Annotated in this window: 17 protein-coding genes; 11 read left to right on the plus strand and 6 right to left on the minus strand. The window is 44.7% G+C overall.

All coding sequences use genetic code 11. From position 1 onward, the window contains the following. The first annotated feature begins 102 nt into the window (after window positions 1-102). Complete coding sequence (locus IH982_01345; protein MCH7828497.1) at window positions 103-1,308, plus strand: hypothetical protein; 1,206 nt, start codon at window positions 103-105, stop codon at window positions 1,306-1,308. A 7-nt stretch (window positions 1,309-1,315) separates the two neighbouring features. Here IH982_01345 and IH982_01350 read toward each other — a convergent pair whose 3' ends face one another. Then, the gene (locus IH982_01350; GenBank protein ID MCH7828498.1) at window positions 1,316-2,347 is read right to left on the minus strand and encodes a glycosyltransferase family 4 protein; all 1,032 of its coding nucleotides are present in this window, start codon (window positions 2,345-2,347) and stop codon (window positions 1,316-1,318) included. 120 nt (window positions 2,348-2,467) lie between these two features. After that, entirely contained in the window at window positions 2,468-3,073 is a 606-nt protein-coding gene (locus tag IH982_01355) for a methyltransferase domain-containing protein (protein MCH7828499.1), read from the minus strand. Window positions 3,074-3,261: 188 nt separating this feature from the next. Here IH982_01355 and IH982_01360 point away from each other — a divergent pair, with 188 nt between their 5' ends. Genes IH982_01360 through IH982_01370 form a run of 3 tightly spaced genes read left to right on the plus strand, consistent with a single transcriptional unit; the run spans window position 3,262 to window position 4,719 of the window. Beyond that, window positions 3,262-3,594, plus strand: a complete 333-nt coding sequence (locus tag IH982_01360; GenBank protein ID MCH7828500.1) for an FKBP-type peptidyl-prolyl cis-trans isomerase — start codon at window positions 3,262-3,264, stop codon at window positions 3,592-3,594. Window positions 3,595-3,610: 16 nt separating this feature from the next. Then, complete coding sequence (locus IH982_01365; protein ID MCH7828501.1) at window positions 3,611-4,378, plus strand: SIMPL domain-containing protein; 768 nt, start codon at window positions 3,611-3,613, stop codon at window positions 4,376-4,378. 11 nt (window positions 4,379-4,389) lie between these two features. Beyond that, window positions 4,390-4,719 carry a hypothetical protein gene (locus IH982_01370; GenBank protein ID MCH7828502.1) on the plus strand — a complete coding sequence of 110 codons (330 nt, stop codon included), beginning with the start codon at window positions 4,390-4,392 and terminating at the stop codon, window positions 4,717-4,719. Here the strand turns inward: IH982_01370 and IH982_01375 are convergent, their stop codons facing one another. The 3 genes from IH982_01375 to IH982_01385 form a co-directional block, all read right to left on the minus strand. Next, window positions 4,720-5,283, minus strand: coding sequence for an elongation factor P (locus tag IH982_01375; GenBank protein ID MCH7828503.1), 564 nt, complete (start codon window positions 5,281-5,283; stop codon window positions 4,720-4,722). A 44-nt stretch (window positions 5,284-5,327) separates the two neighbouring features. Next, the gene (locus IH982_01380; GenBank protein ID MCH7828504.1) at window positions 5,328-6,272 is read right to left on the minus strand and encodes a methionyl-tRNA formyltransferase; all 945 of its coding nucleotides are present in this window, start codon (window positions 6,270-6,272) and stop codon (window positions 5,328-5,330) included. Between the two features lie 224 nt (window positions 6,273-6,496). Then, window positions 6,497-7,177: a hypothetical protein gene (locus tag IH982_01385; protein MCH7828505.1), complete on the minus strand. Its 681-nt coding sequence runs from the start codon at window positions 7,175-7,177 to the stop codon at window positions 6,497-6,499. Between the two features lie 39 nt (window positions 7,178-7,216). On the opposite strand from IH982_01385, the gene thpR reads away from it, so the two are divergent. Together thpR and IH982_01395 are read left to right on the plus strand one after the other, a co-directional pair. After that, window positions 7,217-7,762, plus strand: coding sequence for an RNA 2',3'-cyclic phosphodiesterase (gene thpR, locus IH982_01390; protein ID MCH7828506.1), 546 nt, complete (start codon window positions 7,217-7,219; stop codon window positions 7,760-7,762). Beyond that, the gene (locus IH982_01395; GenBank protein ID MCH7828507.1) at window positions 7,762-9,141 is read left to right on the plus strand and encodes a UDP-N-acetylmuramate--L-alanine ligase; all 1,380 of its coding nucleotides are present in this window, start codon (window positions 7,762-7,764) and stop codon (window positions 9,139-9,141) included. Before thpR ends, IH982_01395 begins: the two co-directional genes overlap by 1 nt. Before the next feature lie 239 nt (window positions 9,142-9,380). Here IH982_01395 and IH982_01400 read toward each other — a convergent pair whose 3' ends face one another. After that, complete coding sequence (locus IH982_01400) at window positions 9,381-9,707, minus strand: hypothetical protein (protein MCH7828508.1); 327 nt, start codon at window positions 9,705-9,707, stop codon at window positions 9,381-9,383. 161 nt (window positions 9,708-9,868) lie between these two features. Between IH982_01400 and IH982_01405 the strand changes: the two genes are divergently transcribed. The 5 genes from IH982_01405 (at window position 9,869) to IH982_01425 (ending at window position 15,876) form a co-directional block, all read left to right on the plus strand. Next, on the plus strand, window positions 9,869-10,810 hold the full coding sequence (locus IH982_01405) for a HAMP domain-containing histidine kinase (protein MCH7828509.1): 942 nt from the start codon (window positions 9,869-9,871) through the stop codon (window positions 10,808-10,810). A gap of 211 nt (window positions 10,811-11,021) precedes the next feature. Beyond that, on the plus strand, window positions 11,022-12,440 hold the full coding sequence (locus IH982_01410) for an aspartate--tRNA ligase (protein MCH7828510.1): 1,419 nt from the start codon (window positions 11,022-11,024) through the stop codon (window positions 12,438-12,440). After that, a complete protein-coding gene (locus IH982_01415; GenBank protein ID MCH7828511.1) occupies window positions 12,437-13,411 on the plus strand; it encodes a D-alanyl-D-alanine carboxypeptidase in 975 nt (324 codons plus the stop codon). Before IH982_01410 ends, IH982_01415 begins: the two co-directional genes overlap by 4 nt. 3 nt (window positions 13,412-13,414) lie before the next feature. Then, entirely contained in the window at window positions 13,415-14,518 is a 1,104-nt protein-coding gene (locus IH982_01420) for a hypothetical protein (protein MCH7828512.1), read from the plus strand. A 23-nt stretch (window positions 14,519-14,541) separates the two neighbouring features. Further along, window positions 14,542-15,876, plus strand: coding sequence for a hypothetical protein (locus IH982_01425; GenBank protein ID MCH7828513.1), 1,335 nt, complete (start codon window positions 14,542-14,544; stop codon window positions 15,874-15,876). Window positions 15,877-15,880 lie beyond the last annotated feature (4 nt).

Raw genomic sequence — 15,880 nt, forward strand, 5'->3', positions numbered from 1 at the left:
GAAAGGGGTTATCAAATATTTGTTTTTGTATTAACCTATGGTATAATATGTATTCTCTTGTAAATTAACCATTGGCATCAACTATGATGCTGTTAATATATTATGGATGAAAGCTCGCAACGCGAGCGGATACGGCTCCGCAAACAATTGCTCAAAGAAATTCAAACCCTCAAAGACCGAAGAGGATTTCTAAGAGCCGGCCTACCCAACTATAATCGTTTATTTGGAAGAGATTCTTTGATTGCCGCTTGGCAATTATTAGATTGGAATCCGGGAATCTGCAAATCAACTTTAGAAATTCTCTCTCAACATCAGGGTAAACTGTTTAACGACGAAAGAGAAGAAGAGCCCGGTAAGATAATCCATGAAATGGATTTGGAGGAGAGTTGGCATCCTGACCACTACTTTCCCTTTCCTTACTATGGCTCTGTTGACTCCACTCTTCTTTACCTGATTCTTTTTGCTTTTTATTTCAAAAAAACAAAAGATCGAAAGTTTCTGCAGGAGCATTGGGAAAATGTCCTCATGGCTTTGCACTGGCTAGAAGAATGTGGTGATAAGGATAAGGACTATTTTATTGAGTACAAAAGAAAAAATCCAAACGGACTTTTTCATCAGGGATGGAAAGATAGTTTTGAGAATCATTTGAAAATAAAGCCACCTGTGGCTATTGTAGAAGTTCAAGGATATCACTACTTGGCCTTAGAAGAGATTGCCAACTTGGCAGATGTAAGAAGAGACTTTGATTTGAGAGAGAAACTCAAAGAAAGGGCAGAAAACTTGAAAAAAGAGTTTAATAAAAAATTCTGGATGGATGAGAAAAATTACTTTGCATTGGGATTAGACGGAAAAAAGAGACAGAGGAAAGCAATTACTTCCAATCCCGGACGTTGTCTTTTTACGGGTATTATAGATGATGAGAAAAAACAGAAAATAGTGGAAAGGCTATTTGAAAAAGATATGTGGACACCTTTTGGCATCCGCACTCATTCAACGCAAGAACCGGATTTTGACCCTCAAGCCTATCACCTGGGGTCCGTTTGGCCTCACGATAACTGGATAATAGCTCAAGGTTTGAAGAAATACGGCTTCTTCAATGAATATCAAAAAATAAGACAAGCTTTATTTGCAGCACACAGAGAACTTGGTTTTCTTCCTGAGCACTACGGGGTAATTGATGGAAAAGTTATTCCAATCTCTACCGCAGCTTACCCCCAGGCTTGGGCAACCTGTGCCCTGTTTAACTTTCTCGGTTTGCAGATTCATGAGAAAATCCTCAGGATTCCCTTAAGGATTTTTCGCTGGTAATCTTTTTTCACCTCTTCTGACGGAGAATATCTTTGTACAGTTGCTCATAGTTATCCACCATGGTCTGCATGGAAAAATTCTCGACAACATGTTCACGACAGCGCCGCCTTAAGATAGCGTGAAGATTCTTTAAGGCTCGAACAGCCTCCTCCTTGGTATCAACAAGAAATCCTGTTTCGCCATCTTTGATTAACTCTGGCATAGCGCCGGATCTCGCAGCAATAACCGGAGTGCCGCAAGCCATGGCCTCAATAACTACAAGACCAAAGGGTTCTTGTCTTTTAAATACTGGAAAGAGTAAACCTTTTGCTTCCCTAAGAAGTCTTACTTTCTTTTTAAAATCTGCAACTCCCACAAATTGAATCTGTTTCCCGTCGATTAAAGGTTTGATTCGATACTCAAAGTAGTCTGCACTCCTTGGAAAGATTGGACCTGCAATTATAAGCTTCTCCCCGGCCATCTTCGCAATTTCAATAGCATCTGGTAACCCCTTGTCAGGAGCAATAAGAGATAACCAAAGAAGGTAATCTTTTGGTCTCGCATTAAAGCGATACCTAGCAATATCAATACCGTTGTAGATTCTTTTCGCGATATGTAACCCTGGTGCGGATTTCTTCTGATCATCCGAAATTGCTACATAATGAATATTCGGGAATTTTTTGTATATAATGGTATTTTCTTCGGTAAGGGGACTATGGATAGTACTGACGACAGGAGGCCTAAAAAAATTGCTGAAGGGGGCTGTGGAATATTCCCAATGGTCATGAATGATGTCAAATTCATCCTGTCGTTCCAAAAGTTCTTTACAGAGCAAAGCGAATACAGCATAGGTATACCAAACACCAGCGTCTTTATAGACACCTGTAGGCCATATGGGGATTAATTTCGCCTTCGTCTTTGAATCGGCGGTAGCGAACAGGGTTACCTCATGCCCTCTCTTTACTAGCTCCTCAGTAACAAGAGAAGTTATAAGAGTGCTCCCCCCGTAGGTTTGGGGAGGGACCTCAAACCAGAGAGGGGCTACTTGTGCAATACGCATAAGTTATCACTCATTATGGGGCAGAATGGAATTTTTGTCCACTCTGTGTCCACGGGGATACCAGCACACTAATACAAAAAGCCAATGGTTCCTTAACGAAATTAAGGAAATATGCGCTTTCTAGATAAGGGGAACAAACACAAAGCCCTCAAATCGCTGAATGTCGGGTTCTTTGCCTGGAACTTTTTGTATGCGCACCACCGCATCCTGCACGGGAAGCACCATGACCCCGTCATCTTTGAGCTGGGAAAGAAGTTCTCTTGGTATCTCTTTACCAACGGCCGAAACCAGGATTTTATCAAAGGGAGCTTGCCCTGGAAATCCCAAGGTTTCTTTCTTTGCCTGAACAACCTTAGCTGGCAACAAAGCATACTTTGAAAGATTCTCTTGCCCAAAGCGCACCAAGCCCGGTAACACCTCTGTTCCGTATACCTTTCCTTTGGGACCTGCGGCGTGAGCTAAAAGGGCAGTAGTCCAGGCGGAACCCGAACCAATATCCAGAATCTTTTCACCTTTTTTTGGCTGCAAAAGCTCCAGCATGAAAGCTACCGTGTAGGGCTGGGAAATAGTTTGGCCAAAGCCAATAGACAGAGGGTAATCCTCGTATGCCTGATTTTGATATTCTGGCAGCACAAAGTCCTTTCTATCTATCCCCAAAAATGCCTTAACGAGGGCTGGCGTTTTGAGAACCTCTACTTCTTTTAGGTGTTGCACGAGCTCTTCCATGTATGGTATTATTGTAGCATATAAGAACCTGCCTACTGGCAGAACCTTGAAATTCTTACAGAATTATGAAAGTATTTTTCTTGGGTATAGTTGCCATCTTACTTCTTGGAATTGTAGGGTATGTGTTATCGTTGAGCAAAAGTCCGAAGGAAGAGACTAATAACCAATCCGAGCAAAAAGAAGAAACTATGGCACCAAGCGAACTTCAAATTGAAGACACTATAGTGGGGGAGGGGAAAGAAGCTACTGCGGGAAAGATTGTCGTGGTGCACTATACAGGAACCTTGCTTGATGGAACCAAGTTTGACAGTTCTCTTGATCGCGGCACTCCTTTTGAGTTTGTCTTGGGGACAGGCCAGGTCATTCAAGGATGGGATCAGGGAATTGAAGGAATGAAAGTTGGGGGTAAAAGAAAACTCACCATACCTCCAGAGTTTGGGTATGGAGCAAGTCCGGGCCACCGTCTGCAAAACGAAACTCTCGTCTTTGAAGTAGAACTCCTGGACGTAAGAGAGCAATAATCATGGCAAATATATTATGAACAATACAACGCTTAAAAACTACCTTCTTCTTACCGTTATCGGAACCTTAATTGTTTTTGGCTTAAGTATTGTATGGTTTGTAGCATCCTACTCAAAAGCGACAGAGCCAGCTTCCTTTCGAAGCTTTCAAGTTTTAGGAGAGGGAAGTGTCACCACAATTCCCGACATTGCTCAATTCTCTTTTGGAGTCATCACCCAAGGAGGAATTGACCTTGCCGTCACTCAAGAAGAAAACACAAGAGAGGTGAATGCCGCCATTGCGTTCCTCAAAGAACAGAACATTGAGGAAAAAGACATCAGCACAAAAGCCTACCAGGTTAGTCCTCGCTACCAATACTACATCTGCAACGGAGAAAACGGCCCGTGCCCGCCTGCTGAAATCGTGGGGTACACAGTACAACAAACAGTACAGGTGAAAGTTCGGGACTTTAGTGTTATAGGGGGCCTGCTTGCCGGGGTGGTAGAAAATGGAGCAAACAGTGTTTCCCAGCTTTCTTTCACCATTGACGACCCAACACAGGTGCAAAACGAAGCAAGGGCAAAAGCCATTAAAAAAGCAAAAGAGAAGGCACAGGCAATAGCAGAAGCGGGAGGATTTAAGGTAGGGCGCCTTCTTTCAATCCAAGAAAGTTTCTCACCTTCCTTTGGCTATGTAACGCTCGAAAGTAGCAGGGGAGAAGCACCGAGTCCTCCCGCTCCCAGCATTGAGCCTGGGTCACAAGAAGTGAGCGTGGTAATGACCCTCAAGTACGAAATCCGATAAGCCGATTTCCTATGGACCCCATTGTCATTCAAAGAAAAGAAGAAACGGACAAGGGCTGGCGGTTCATAGTAGAAGTGGGAAGGCAAGCGGAATACAGGGTTGGCTTTTCGGTGAGCGTTGACAAGGACTACTGGCAAAAACTCACTCTAGGCAAACATTCTTCAGAACGTCTCGTCCAGGAAAGTTTTCGATTCCTCTTGGCAAAAGAAACAACAAAGACGGCTCTTATACGAGAAATCGGCCACTCTTTTAACTTGAGAGACCTTCCCAATACCTACTACAGCTACGAGAGGCGAATGAAGATGGCATTGTTCGGCACAGAGTACCCTGAGATTAAGTGATTACTGCACTCTTCTTACGTATTCACTCGTTTGTGTGTTTACCTCAATTTCGTCCCCGGTGTCCACAAACAGGGGAACTTGAATCACAGCTCCCGTTTCCAAGATAGCAGTCTTAGTGCCACCCACAGCACGATCACCCTTTATACCAGGGGGAGCTTCTTTCACCTTAAGATTCATTTTAATGGGGAGCGCAATGGTTAAAATCTCACCTTGAAAGCGCACCCCTTCCATTTCGGTGCTTTGAATCAAAAACTCCACTTGAGATCCAATCTGTTTCTTTGTAAGCTCGAAACGCTTTGAGGGACTGTTTGTTTCTGCAAAGACATACTTTTCTTGGTTCTCATAAATAAACTTGACCTGCAGCTTTTCTAACTCCGCTTCCTCAAACTCGTCTCCCGTGTGAAAAGTGCGGCTCAGAACGTTTCCGTTCTTTAGGTTTCGCAGCTTTACCTGCATCACAGAGCTTCCCCGTCCTTTGAACATTAAAGAATGCTCAAGAACTAAGCAGGGGGCTCCTTCATACACGAAATAAGTTCCTTTTTTTAGCTCAACATGGGAAAGCATAAGCGCTTTTTCCTAAATGAGATTTAGGAGCTCCTAAATCTCATTTAGGCAAGTATTGTGCCAAGAAAATCTTTATGGCCTAAGAGAAAGTCTTTTGCGGGCATGGGTTTTCCTCCTTCAAGCTGAAGCTCTTCAATGCTAAGTACTCCCTCTCCGGTGTGTACTGCAATTTTTCCATCAACCGCAAAGGTTGTGCCCGGTACTTTCTTCTCGTCTCCTAAGTTTAGCTTAGGAGAACTGACTTTTAATATTTTAAGAAACTTTCCGTTCCAGGAGGTATAGGTGCCGGGCCAAGGGTGAAAGGCCCGAATCTGCCTTGCAATATACTCAGCTTCCCGGTTCCAGTCAATCCTCCCATCTTCTTTTGTTATTTTCTTGGTAAAGGTGGCTTTGCTGTGGTCTTGCTCTTTTGGTTCAATCTTGCCCTCTAACCAAAGGGGCAAAGTTTTTACCAACAGTTCACCTCCTATCTCTCCAAGCTTTGCGTGGAGTTCTTCGTGCCGCATGTCTTCTGGAATAACAAACTCTTCTTTTGCTAAGATTGGGCCATGGTCTACTTTGTCATCTAACAGGATAATAGTGACTCCTGTTATTTTCTCGCCTTTAAGCAAGGTAAAGCGTTCTGGGGCCGGTCCCCGGTACTTTGGAAGCAAAGAAGGATGCACGTTCAAAACTCCTTTGGGAGGCAACTCCACCAATTCTTTTGACAGGATGTTCCCGTATGCACCCAATACAAAGAGTTCAGCCTCCTTGAGTTCCTTTCTCTCTAAAAGTTCTGCTGGGTTTTCGGGTTGCGCTACAGGAAGATTGTGCCTTAAAGCAACTTCCTTTACCGGTGATGATGTGGGTTCCTGTTTTCTTCCAGCTTTTCTGTCTGGCGCAGTCACCACCAAAGAAGGGGAATATCCTGCATTCAAAAGACGCTTTAACACTTTTGCTGCGAGCTCTCTTGTTCCAAAAAATACAAAGTTAAGGTCTTGACTTGTCATAATGTAATGGTATAAAGAAGATGTCCGTGGCTTAGGCAAAGCTCTCAAATCAGCCTCGGTGTAAGGGAGCTGCTCTGGAGAAATCCAGAGAAGGGAATAGAGGAGGTGCCACTCCTATTCCGAAAGAGGGATTGAGCCCCGCGGCTGCCGCAGCTTTTGCTCCGGCGTGCTCTCCCTCTCACTTTACTTTGCAAGGCGAGCTCTTCTCGGGCTCGCGTTTTCTTTTAGGGAACAATGCGCCACTCAATGTCCTTTTCTTCTGCCGCAAACTCCAGCCATTCGCCTTCGGGTGTCACCACAAACCATTTCTTCTTTCGTTCATCCCATATCATAGGATCTCCCCGAAAGAAGGCTTTTTTGACGGCTTCTTTCGGTTTGAGCTGTTCTAACTCCGGCCAACGTTTTATCACCGTATCAAGCGTGTAATCAAGCTTTCTGGAGTTTGCCCATTCTGCAACTTTCTTTATTGCACTCTCCGCCTTTTTTAAAGAACCTGCAAGCAAGAGAAGTTCGCGCGCTGACTTTGCATACTTTCCGTATACGATTTTCTCTGCTTTTGCCTTTCTTTTAAGCTCCACGAGTGAGACGCCCTTTGTTATAAAATAGTACGTGACAATCTGACGAAGTACGGTCTTGCGCCAGAGTTCATCGCGATATGCAATCTTCCTGGTACCAATATACTCCTCAATCTTTTGAGCAATGCTCACGCCGATGCCCCGTATCTTCTTTACTCCCGAAAGCCCTTCTCTCCTGTATATTCTCCCTACGCTTTCTTTAAGTTCCTCAAGGGCAAGGGCGGCTTTTTGGTATGCCCGTGGCTTATGTTTGGTTCCCTGAAGTTCCTCTAAATATGCAATCTCCCGCAGTATCTCAACCAACTTTTTGTTTTTTTCTTCTTTTGGCATTACAGTTTCATTTTACCTTATTTATGCTACTATTCAATCATGTTGCATCGGATTTTTCTCGCCATAAACCTGCCAGAGAAGACAAGAAAAGAGCTTCTGGGATACAAGGAAAAGTGGCTTAAACTCCCTGCACGCTGGATAACACCAGAGAATCTCCATGTCACCTTGGTGTTTCTTGGCAATACGTCTGATAAAGAACTTCTGGAAGTACAGAGAATTGCAAGAGAAATTGCAGCAAAACACAAACAATTTTCTTTCTTCCTTCAAAAGATTGCATACGGGCCCTCAGAAAAACAGCCTAGGATGATATGGACGAAGGGGACAATGTCAAAAGAACTCTTGTCTTTGCAAAAAGACTTGGCAGGGGCGCTGGGATACCAAGAGGAACGCCCATTCTCTTTGCACATTACATTGGCTAGATTGAATGAATGGGAATTCCGAATGATAGAGCCAGAAGAGCGCCCTGAAGTCAATGAGGAAATATCCCTTAAGATTCCTGTCTCTTCTTTGCAAGTCATGGAAAGCAGGCTCAAACGAACGGGCGCACAATACAGCGTGATAGAATCTATACCATTATCTCCTTAATGAAAAAGCGAATACATTTTATTGGTATTGGGGGAATAGGGGTTTCTGCCCTGGCAAAGTACTACCTAAAAAAAGGATGGCAGGTTTTGGGTTCTGACCTGACAGCAAGCGAGATTACCATACAAATGAAAAACCTGGGGGCAAAGGTACACATTGGAAAACCAAAGGCCTCCTTGATTACGACAAAAATAGAAAAAGTTATTTTCAGCCCTGCAGTTCCAAGGAATCATCCAGAGCGCATGGCTGCAAGAAAAAAGAAGATACAAGAACTCTCCTACCCTAAAGCCTTAGGAGAGCTTACTAAAAAACACTACACCATTGCGGTTTCTGGCACTCATGGGAAGTCCACTACCACTGCCATGCTCGGACTGTTGCTCACCAAAGCAGGGCTGGATCCCACGGTCATTGTGGGCACCAGGTTAAAAGAGTTTGGCAACAGCAACTGCAGGGTGGGAAAGAGCAAATACCTGGTTATTGAAGCTGACGAACACTTTGCCTCGTTTTTAAACTATCGCCCCCAAATCATTATCTTGACTTCTTTGGAAGCTGATCACTTAGACTTTTACAAAACATTGGAAAACCTTATCAAAACCTTCAAAAAGTATGTTCGCCTTTTGCCAAAAGACGGAATAGTAGTAGCAAACAGAGACGACAAAAACGTTCAAAAGGTACTCAAGGGTTTTAAAAAAGAGATTATCTGGTATTCAAAAAAGCATAAGGGGGCTAAAAAGGTAAAGTCTGCGCTCTGGATACCAGGAGAACATAATGTTTCAAACGCACTTTCCGTCCTTAAGGTCGCAAGACTTCTGAATGTTCCAGACAAGAAAAGTTTGGAGGCGCTTTCTCAATTCAAAGGTTCCTGGCGCAGGTTTGAACTGTTTTCCCTCAAAAAGCCCAAACCCTATACCTTGGTATCAGACTATGGTCACCACCCAACAGAGATTAAGGTAACAATAGAGGCCACGCGAGAGAAATGGCCTAAAAAGAACATCTGGCTTGTATACCAACCCCACCAGTATCAAAGGACGTTCTATCTTTTCAAAGATTTTGTGAGGGTGCTTTCCCGCCTTCCCATTCAAAAACTTCTCTTAATGGATATTTATGACGTGGCAGGCAGAGAAGAAAAAGCAATCAGGGGCAAAGTGTCCTCTCAGAAACTCATAGAGAAAATCCAGATGATGCCTAAACGGATGATGCCTAAACGAGATTTAGGATTTCCTAAATCTCGTTTAGGAGCCCCAAAAGAAGTTCTGTACATCCCCACTGCTGACCAGGTTAAAGCGTATCTTAAAAGAAACCTCACGGGAGGAGAGGTTGTTGTAGTTATGGGAGCTGGAGATATCTACCAAAATCTGACCCTTCGACTATGCTCAGGGTAAACCTTGCGATTGACCCCTCCCTTTCTTAGTCTTTTTAGGAAAGGGAGGGGTTGACACGCCCCATACTAAAAGAGGACAATAGAAAAAGAGGTCGAGACTGTATAAATAACCAACCACATTCATGCCATTTCTTTTAATAATCGTAATCATCATCGTGGTAGCAGCAGTGGCGTGGTACTTTGTAATGAGCAGGGGAAAGGGGAAAAGTCCAAAGCCTCAAGGCCCACAGCCTCCTTCCTTCAAAACCCCTCAGGGGCCACCACCTTCACCACCGCCTCCCGTGAGGCCAGAACCCCCGAGGCCAACTCCGCCTTCGCCTCCTCCGGTACTGCCAAAGCAACCAACACCTCCTGCGCCGCCACCTCCACCTCCCACGCGGCCAACTCCGCCTTCGCCTCCTCCGGTACTGCCAAAGCAACCAACACCTCCTGCGCCGCCACCTCCACCTCCTCCCACGCGGCCAACTCCGCCTTCGCCTCCTCCGGTACCGCCAAAGCAACCAACACCTCCTGCGCCGCCACCTCCACCTCCACCTCCTCCCACGCGGCCAACTCCGCCTCCACCACCGCCTCCGGTGGGAGGAGATACAGGAATGATGTAGCATTAGAGGAGATTCTTCAGTACTCATTTACCGCCCTCTTGAATCTCCTTATAAGTGGCCTTCTTGGGTTTTTTGTATACTCACAAAATCAAAAGAGTATTATCAACAGAACATTCACCCGTCATTGTGACCAAACGGCTTTTTGTCATTCGTGTCGTCTTGACCCAAATGCTGGTTGGCATCATTTCCGTGCTCCTTTTTATCAACCTCGTTCTTTCTAGAACCGCTTTTGAATACTTCTGGAAAGGGGGACTGCTCATAGCGTTCTTGGCAGCTGGCTACCTGTTTGTGAAAAGCGTGATAAATGAAATCAAGCAGCGCCAAGAACTGGAGCGAGCCCATGTGAAGTTAAAGGAGCTGGACGAGGCAAAGTCGGAGTTTGTTTCTATTGCTTCCCACCAGTTGAGAACTCCACTCACTGCCATTAAGGGATATATCTCCATGCTTATGGAAGGAAGCTACGGCAAGCTTTCTTCAAAGCAAAAAAAACCAATAACAAACATCTACGACTCCAATGAACGCTTAATTCGCCTGGTCAATGATCTTCTTAATATCTCTCGCATTGAGTCAGGCAGAATCAAGATGGAACCACAAAAAGCAAAGCTTCAAGAGGTACTGCAAGGAGTAGTTGACGAACTTAAGATTAAGGCGAAACAAAAGAATCTAAAACTCGTTTTGCGAAAACCCAAACTTCCCCTGCCTTCTTTCAACCTAGATCCTGCCAAGATGAGGAACGTTGTCTTGAACATCATTGATAATGCCATTCGCTATACTGCCAAGGGCTCCATTACGCTTCGGCTCACGCCCCAGCCTGAAAACCGCAACCTTCAAACCAAAAGCGTACTCATAACCATTAAAGACACGGGGGAAGGAATGTCCAAAGAAGAACTGCAGCACCTCTTTGAGAGTTTTACGCGAGGCAAAACAGGTACTAAGATGTGGACAGAAGGAGCGGGACTGGGTCTCTATATTGCAAAGCAGTTCGTGCAAATGCATAAAGGCAAGATCTGGGCAAAATCACCAGGCAAGGGGAAAGGCAGCACTTTCTTTATAGAGTTACCTGTATAATTAGGTATGGCAAAGAAAAACCAGATATTGTTCTTTTGGACATTCTTCTCTTTGACGGCCATGGCATTGAGTATTTGAGAACGAAGAAATCTGAAATAGGGAAGAACAAAGGCTTTTGAGTTGCCGTGATTTTATGCTATCCTACCTCAAGGATAGTTTTTATTTGTATTACAAGAAATCTGTGGATTTCCTTACAAATAACCGCAATTATATGGAACGAATTCTCGCAAGAGAAACTCCAGAGAAAGTGGCAAAGAAGGTAAAATTAGCTGGGTGGGTACAGACACGCCGCGACCATGGAAAACTGGTTTTTTTAGATTTAAGAGACCGAACAGGAATAGTTCAGGTTGTGTTCAAAGCGTCAAAAGAGGTTGAGCCTGTTCGCCCAGAATGGGTCGTAGAAATAGAGGGGGAAGTAAAAGAACGCCCCGAGAACATGAAAAACCCCGAACTCCCCACGGGGTCTATTGAGGTGGTAGCCCTCAAGCTCACCGTACTTTCAAAAGCCAAGCCCCTACCTTTTCCCATTGATACTGCGGGGTATGACATTGAAGAGGAGCTGAGATTGAAATATCGCTATCTTGATCTGAGGAGACCGAGGCTGCAGCGAAACATCAAAGTAAGGTCTGAATACATCAAAGCAGTAAGGGAATACCTCTTTTCAAAAGAGTTTGTGGAAATTGAGACCCCCATGCTCACCAAATCTACGCCAGAGGGCTCCAGGGATTTTGTTGTTCCCAGCAGAATTTACCCTGGCAAGTTCTTTGCCTTACCCCAGAGTCCCCAGCAATACAAGCAATTACTCATGACCGCCGGCTTTGAGCGGTATTTCCAAATTGCCAGAGCCATCCGGGACGAAGACCCCAGGGCAGACCGAGCTTTTGAGCACAGCCAGGTGGACCTTGAGATGAGCTTTGTTAATAGGGAAGACGTCATGGCTGTTGTGGAAGAGATGACTGTATTTGCCATAGAGAAGATAGGAGGAAAGATTGCAAAAAAACCCTTTCCCGTCATTACCTATAAGGAAGCAGTGAAAAAGTATGGGACAGACAAGTTTGACCTAAGAACAAAAAAAGAAAAGGAGGAAGGAATATTGGCTTTTGCCTGGGTTGTGGACTTTCCCTTTTTTGAGAAAACTAAGGAGGGTAAGTGGACCTTTACCCACAATCCCTTTTCAGCTCCTTTAAAAGAAGAGCAAGAGCAATGGCTTCTGGAAGGAAAAAACATTGAGAAGATCATAACTTCCCAATACGACTTGGTGTGCAATGGCCTAGAGATTGCAGGAGGAAGCATCAGGACGCACAAACCAGAGATACTGCAAGCTACTTTCCGGGTCTTGGGATACAAGGATAAAGAAATAGAAGAGGAGTTTTCACACATGCTGGAGGCCTTTGAATATGGAACTCCTCCGCACGGCGGGTGCGCCCAAGGCTTTGAGCGACTACTCATGGCATTTCTTGGAGAGGAGTATATACGGGAAGTACAGGCCTTTCCCCAAACAGGACAAGGGAGAACTTCTGTCATGGCAGCTCCCTCAGAACTCAACGCAACCCAATTAAAAGAACTGCATCTTGAGATAAAGAAGCCCGCCTCATCGGCGGGTGCGCCGAGGAGGCGCAAGAAAAAATGACAGGGAATCTCAAAATATTTCTCGGGGTGTTTCTCTTGAGTCTTCCTTTTTGGTGGACTTTAAATGTTTTTAGCCAGCATATGGAAGATTTCTTTTTGTTCTCAGAACTCGCACGAAACCCCCAAATATTCACCGCACAGGCAGCTTTGGAAGCTAAGGTTCAAGAGGTGCTTCCACTGCAAAAGGGAAATACTGCTTCCTTGGAATTGAGCAGCGCATCTCTACTCACGGTATTTGTGAATGGGAAAACCCAAGAAAGCAAGGCTTTGTTTGAAAAGGATACAGAAAAGAAACTTGCCATTGCTTCCTTGACTAAGCTCATGGGGTCTTTGGTGATTGTGCGCCATTATCCTTTAGACGAGGAAATTACAATCTCAAGGGCTGCTGTATTGGAAGAAGAGAACTTTGGGCAACTCAGGGAGGGGGACAGGTTTTGGCCGCGAGACCTTTTGTATCCATTGCTCATGGAATCTTCCAACGATGCCTCAGCTGCCTTCGCCTTGGAGGTTGGGATGTCAAACTTTCTGGATCTCATGAACCAAGAAGCAGAGTTTCTTGGCCTTAAAAATACCTTTTTTGTGAACCACGCAGGCCTTGACCCTGACATTAAAGGGGGGGCAATAAACTATTCCACCACACAGGATCTATTCCTTTTGACACAGTACCTCAAAACATTCCATCCCTCCGTCTTTGAGATTCTGGGACTTCAAAGTTACCCCCTGCACACCAGTGATGGCAAGTTCCATCACACCATGGAAAACACCAATGAGCTCTTGTCTTTGAATGGATGGCCCACCAAAGTCTTGGGGGGAAAGACCGGCTGGACCCCGGAAGCTAAAGGAGCTCTTGTTTTGGTATTGGAAAGTCCCAAAGGAAAGGGATATTTGGTAAACGTGGTGTTGGGTTCGAGCAAAAGATTTCAAGACATGAGAGAGCTGGTCAACTGGGTTTTTGACTCTTATACCTTCTAGCGCATGATCCCATTACTTTCCTTTTCTGTTATTAAGATTGCTCTTATGGTTTCAGCCGGCTTTTTGGTTGCTCTTTTCTTGACCCCGGGGCTTACCAACATTCTCTACAAATACAAGCTCTGGCGAAAATCAGTAAGGCAAACTGCCATGGGGGGCGGGGAACTCCCCATTTTTAAAAAGTTTCACCAGGAAGGGGAGGTGAAAACCCCTCGCTTTGGGGGAGTATTAATCTGGGTTACACCCCCATTTTTAGCCCTATTCTTTTTTTTGTTGTCAAAAACGGGGAATCCCTGGCTTGAGGGTTTCAACTTCCTTTCCAGGTCCCAAACCTGGCTGCCTTTGGCAACTTTGGTTGCGGCCTCCACAGTGGGTTTTTTGGATGATATTCTTCAAGTTCTTTCGGCCCCCACAAACATTTTTTTGCGGTCTTTATGGGAAAGGATAAACAAATACACTGCAGGGGGACTTTCTTTAAAACTGCGCTTCACCTTGGTTTTTCTTATTGGTTTGGTGGGGGCTTGGTGGTTTTTCTCAAAGCTCGGCTGGGACACCGTATTTGTTCCTGGGATAGGAGATGTATTTTTGGGATTTGCCATGATTCCCTTCTTTGTTATAGTCATGCTTGCCACCTATTCTGGGGGAGTCATTGACGGCATTGACGGCTTGTCTGGCGGTACTTTTGCTTCCATCTTTACCGCCTATGGGTTAATTGCCTTTGCGCAAGGGCAAATTGACTTGGCGACCTTGTGCTTTGCCATTGTGGGGGCGCTGCTGGCTTTTTTGTGGTTTAATATCCCTCCAGCCCGTTTTTACATGGGTGAAACCGGGATTATGGGACTGACTGCAACCTTAACAGTGGTTGCCTTTCTCACCGACTCTGTCATGGTATTGCCGATTATTGGCATACTCTTGGTTGCAGAATCCGCATCGGTCATTATTCAGGTTGCCTCAAAGAAACTACGAAAGGGAAAAAAGGTGTTTCTCGCAGCCCCCATACACCATCACTTTGAAGGCATGGGCTGGCCTTCCACCAAGGTGACCATGCGATTCTGGGTAATCGGAGTTGTCGCAGCTTTCGTAGGAGTTGCTGTCAGACTACTCGGATAGCTTCTTAGTGAAACTAAGTTTCTATGAAGATAGAGGTGTTGAGAAAAAAATATCCGAAGTTTTTCTATCGGGGGTATACCTACAAGCGTTCTGGGGGAGATCTCTGCATCTCTTTTGAGTTTGCGGTACCCCGCACCGTCGCCAAAGCGGCTATGGCGCGTCGGCGACCAGACATCTCCTTTCGCCCAACAATAGTGGTAAAGAACATACCAAAAAAGCATCCAAACATTGAGAACATTATCTTTCATCTTGGATTACTTGAGATGATAAGCTACTGGAAGGCAACAGCCTCGCCCAAGATTGTTATTGAAGCGGGGCATCTTACAAAAGAGCAGATTGCCTGGTTTAAAGATCTCATCTTTCAAGGAATGGGAGAGTACTTTTTTCAAAACAAGATAGACTTTACCCAGAAAAACTTCCTTACAATAACCTCCACCGGAAGTTTTCCTAAACGAGATTTAGGAACTCCTAAATCTCGTTTAAGCAACAGGACATTGGTGCCTGTGGGCGGGGGAAAGGATGCGGTGGTAACGCTTGAGCTGTTCAAAAAAGCAAAGCTTTTGCTGCGCCCCCTTCTCTTGAACCCAAAAAAAGAACAGCTTCGTATCCTTAGTCTAACTAAGACAGGGAAACCAATTGTGGTAGAACGCACCATTGATCCAGAGCTTTTGAAACTAAATCGTAAGGGATACCTCAATGGACACACGCCTTTTTCTGCTTATCTTGCGTTCCTGACAGTTCTCTGTGCAGCTCTTTTTGACTACAAATACATAGCTCTTTCCAACGAACGGAGCTCAAATGAAGGAAATGTAAAATACCAAGGCAAGATCATCAATCATCAGTATTCCAAGACCTATGATTTTGAAAAGAAGTTTCGGGCATATACAAAGAAATATCTTCTCAAAGATGTTGAATACTTTAGTTTCTTACGTCCCTTGTACGAATTGCAGATAGCAAAGCTCTTTTCGAGATACCCAAAGTACTTCCCTGTGTTCTTGAGCTGCAACGAAGCCTACAAAACAAAATCAGGAAGCAAAAAACCAACAGGGGAGTGGTGCGGGAAATGTGCCAAATGTCTCTTTGTGTTCCTTTCCTTGTATCCTTTTATAGGTCAGAAACGGACGATTGCTATCTTTAAAAAGAATCTTCTCAAGGAAAAGAAACTACAGCCACTCTTAGAAGAACTCACAGGCAAGAAGAGATTTAAGCCCTTTGAGTGTGTAGGCACTATAGCAGAAAGTAGGGCTTTGCTTGCATTGCAAAAGAAGAAAGACCACCTCATGCTGTATGCCTGGAATAAAATGCATTTCCTCCCCAAAAAGTTTGAACAAATACTCAAGAAAGCGCTTACTCCTTAATTTC

Source organism: Patescibacteria group bacterium, from assembly GCA_022563395.1.
In the GTDB taxonomy this organism is placed as follows: Bacteria; Patescibacteriota; Minisyncoccia; order Minisyncoccales; family UBA10102; genus 01-FULL-49-22b.

Bases quoted from the DNA above. Each gene is read 5' to 3' on its own strand.
- IH982_01345 (MCH7828497.1), top strand. From the start codon at position 103: ATGGATGAAAGCTCGCAACGCGAGCGGATACGGCTCCGCAAACAATTG.
- IH982_01350 (MCH7828498.1), bottom strand. From the start codon at position 2,347: ATGCGTATTGCACAAGTAGCCCCTCTCTGGTTTGAGGTCCCTCCCCAA.
- IH982_01355 (MCH7828499.1), bottom strand. From the start codon at position 3,073: ATGGAAGAGCTCGTGCAACACCTAAAAGAAGTAGAGGTTCTCAAAACG.
- IH982_01360 (MCH7828500.1), top strand. From the start codon at position 3,262: ATGGCACCAAGCGAACTTCAAATTGAAGACACTATAGTGGGGGAGGGG.
- IH982_01365 (MCH7828501.1), top strand. From the start codon at position 3,611: ATGAACAATACAACGCTTAAAAACTACCTTCTTCTTACCGTTATCGGA.
- IH982_01370 (MCH7828502.1), top strand. From the start codon at position 4,390: ATGGACCCCATTGTCATTCAAAGAAAAGAAGAAACGGACAAGGGCTGG.
- IH982_01375 (MCH7828503.1), bottom strand. From the start codon at position 5,283: ATGCTTTCCCATGTTGAGCTAAAAAAAGGAACTTATTTCGTGTATGAA.
- IH982_01380 (MCH7828504.1), bottom strand. From the start codon at position 6,272: ATGACAAGTCAAGACCTTAACTTTGTATTTTTTGGAACAAGAGAGCTC.
- IH982_01385 (MCH7828505.1), bottom strand. From the start codon at position 7,177: ATGCCAAAAGAAGAAAAAAACAAAAAGTTGGTTGAGATACTGCGGGAG.
- thpR (MCH7828506.1), top strand. From the start codon at position 7,217: ATGTTGCATCGGATTTTTCTCGCCATAAACCTGCCAGAGAAGACAAGA.
- IH982_01395 (MCH7828507.1), top strand. From the start codon at position 7,762: ATGAAAAAGCGAATACATTTTATTGGTATTGGGGGAATAGGGGTTTCT.
- IH982_01410 (MCH7828510.1), top strand. From the start codon at position 11,022: ATGGAACGAATTCTCGCAAGAGAAACTCCAGAGAAAGTGGCAAAGAAG.
- IH982_01415 (MCH7828511.1), top strand. From the start codon at position 12,437: ATGACAGGGAATCTCAAAATATTTCTCGGGGTGTTTCTCTTGAGTCTT.
- IH982_01420 (MCH7828512.1), top strand. From the start codon at position 13,415: ATGATCCCATTACTTTCCTTTTCTGTTATTAAGATTGCTCTTATGGTT.
- IH982_01425 (MCH7828513.1), top strand. From the start codon at position 14,542: ATGAAGATAGAGGTGTTGAGAAAAAAATATCCGAAGTTTTTCTATCGG.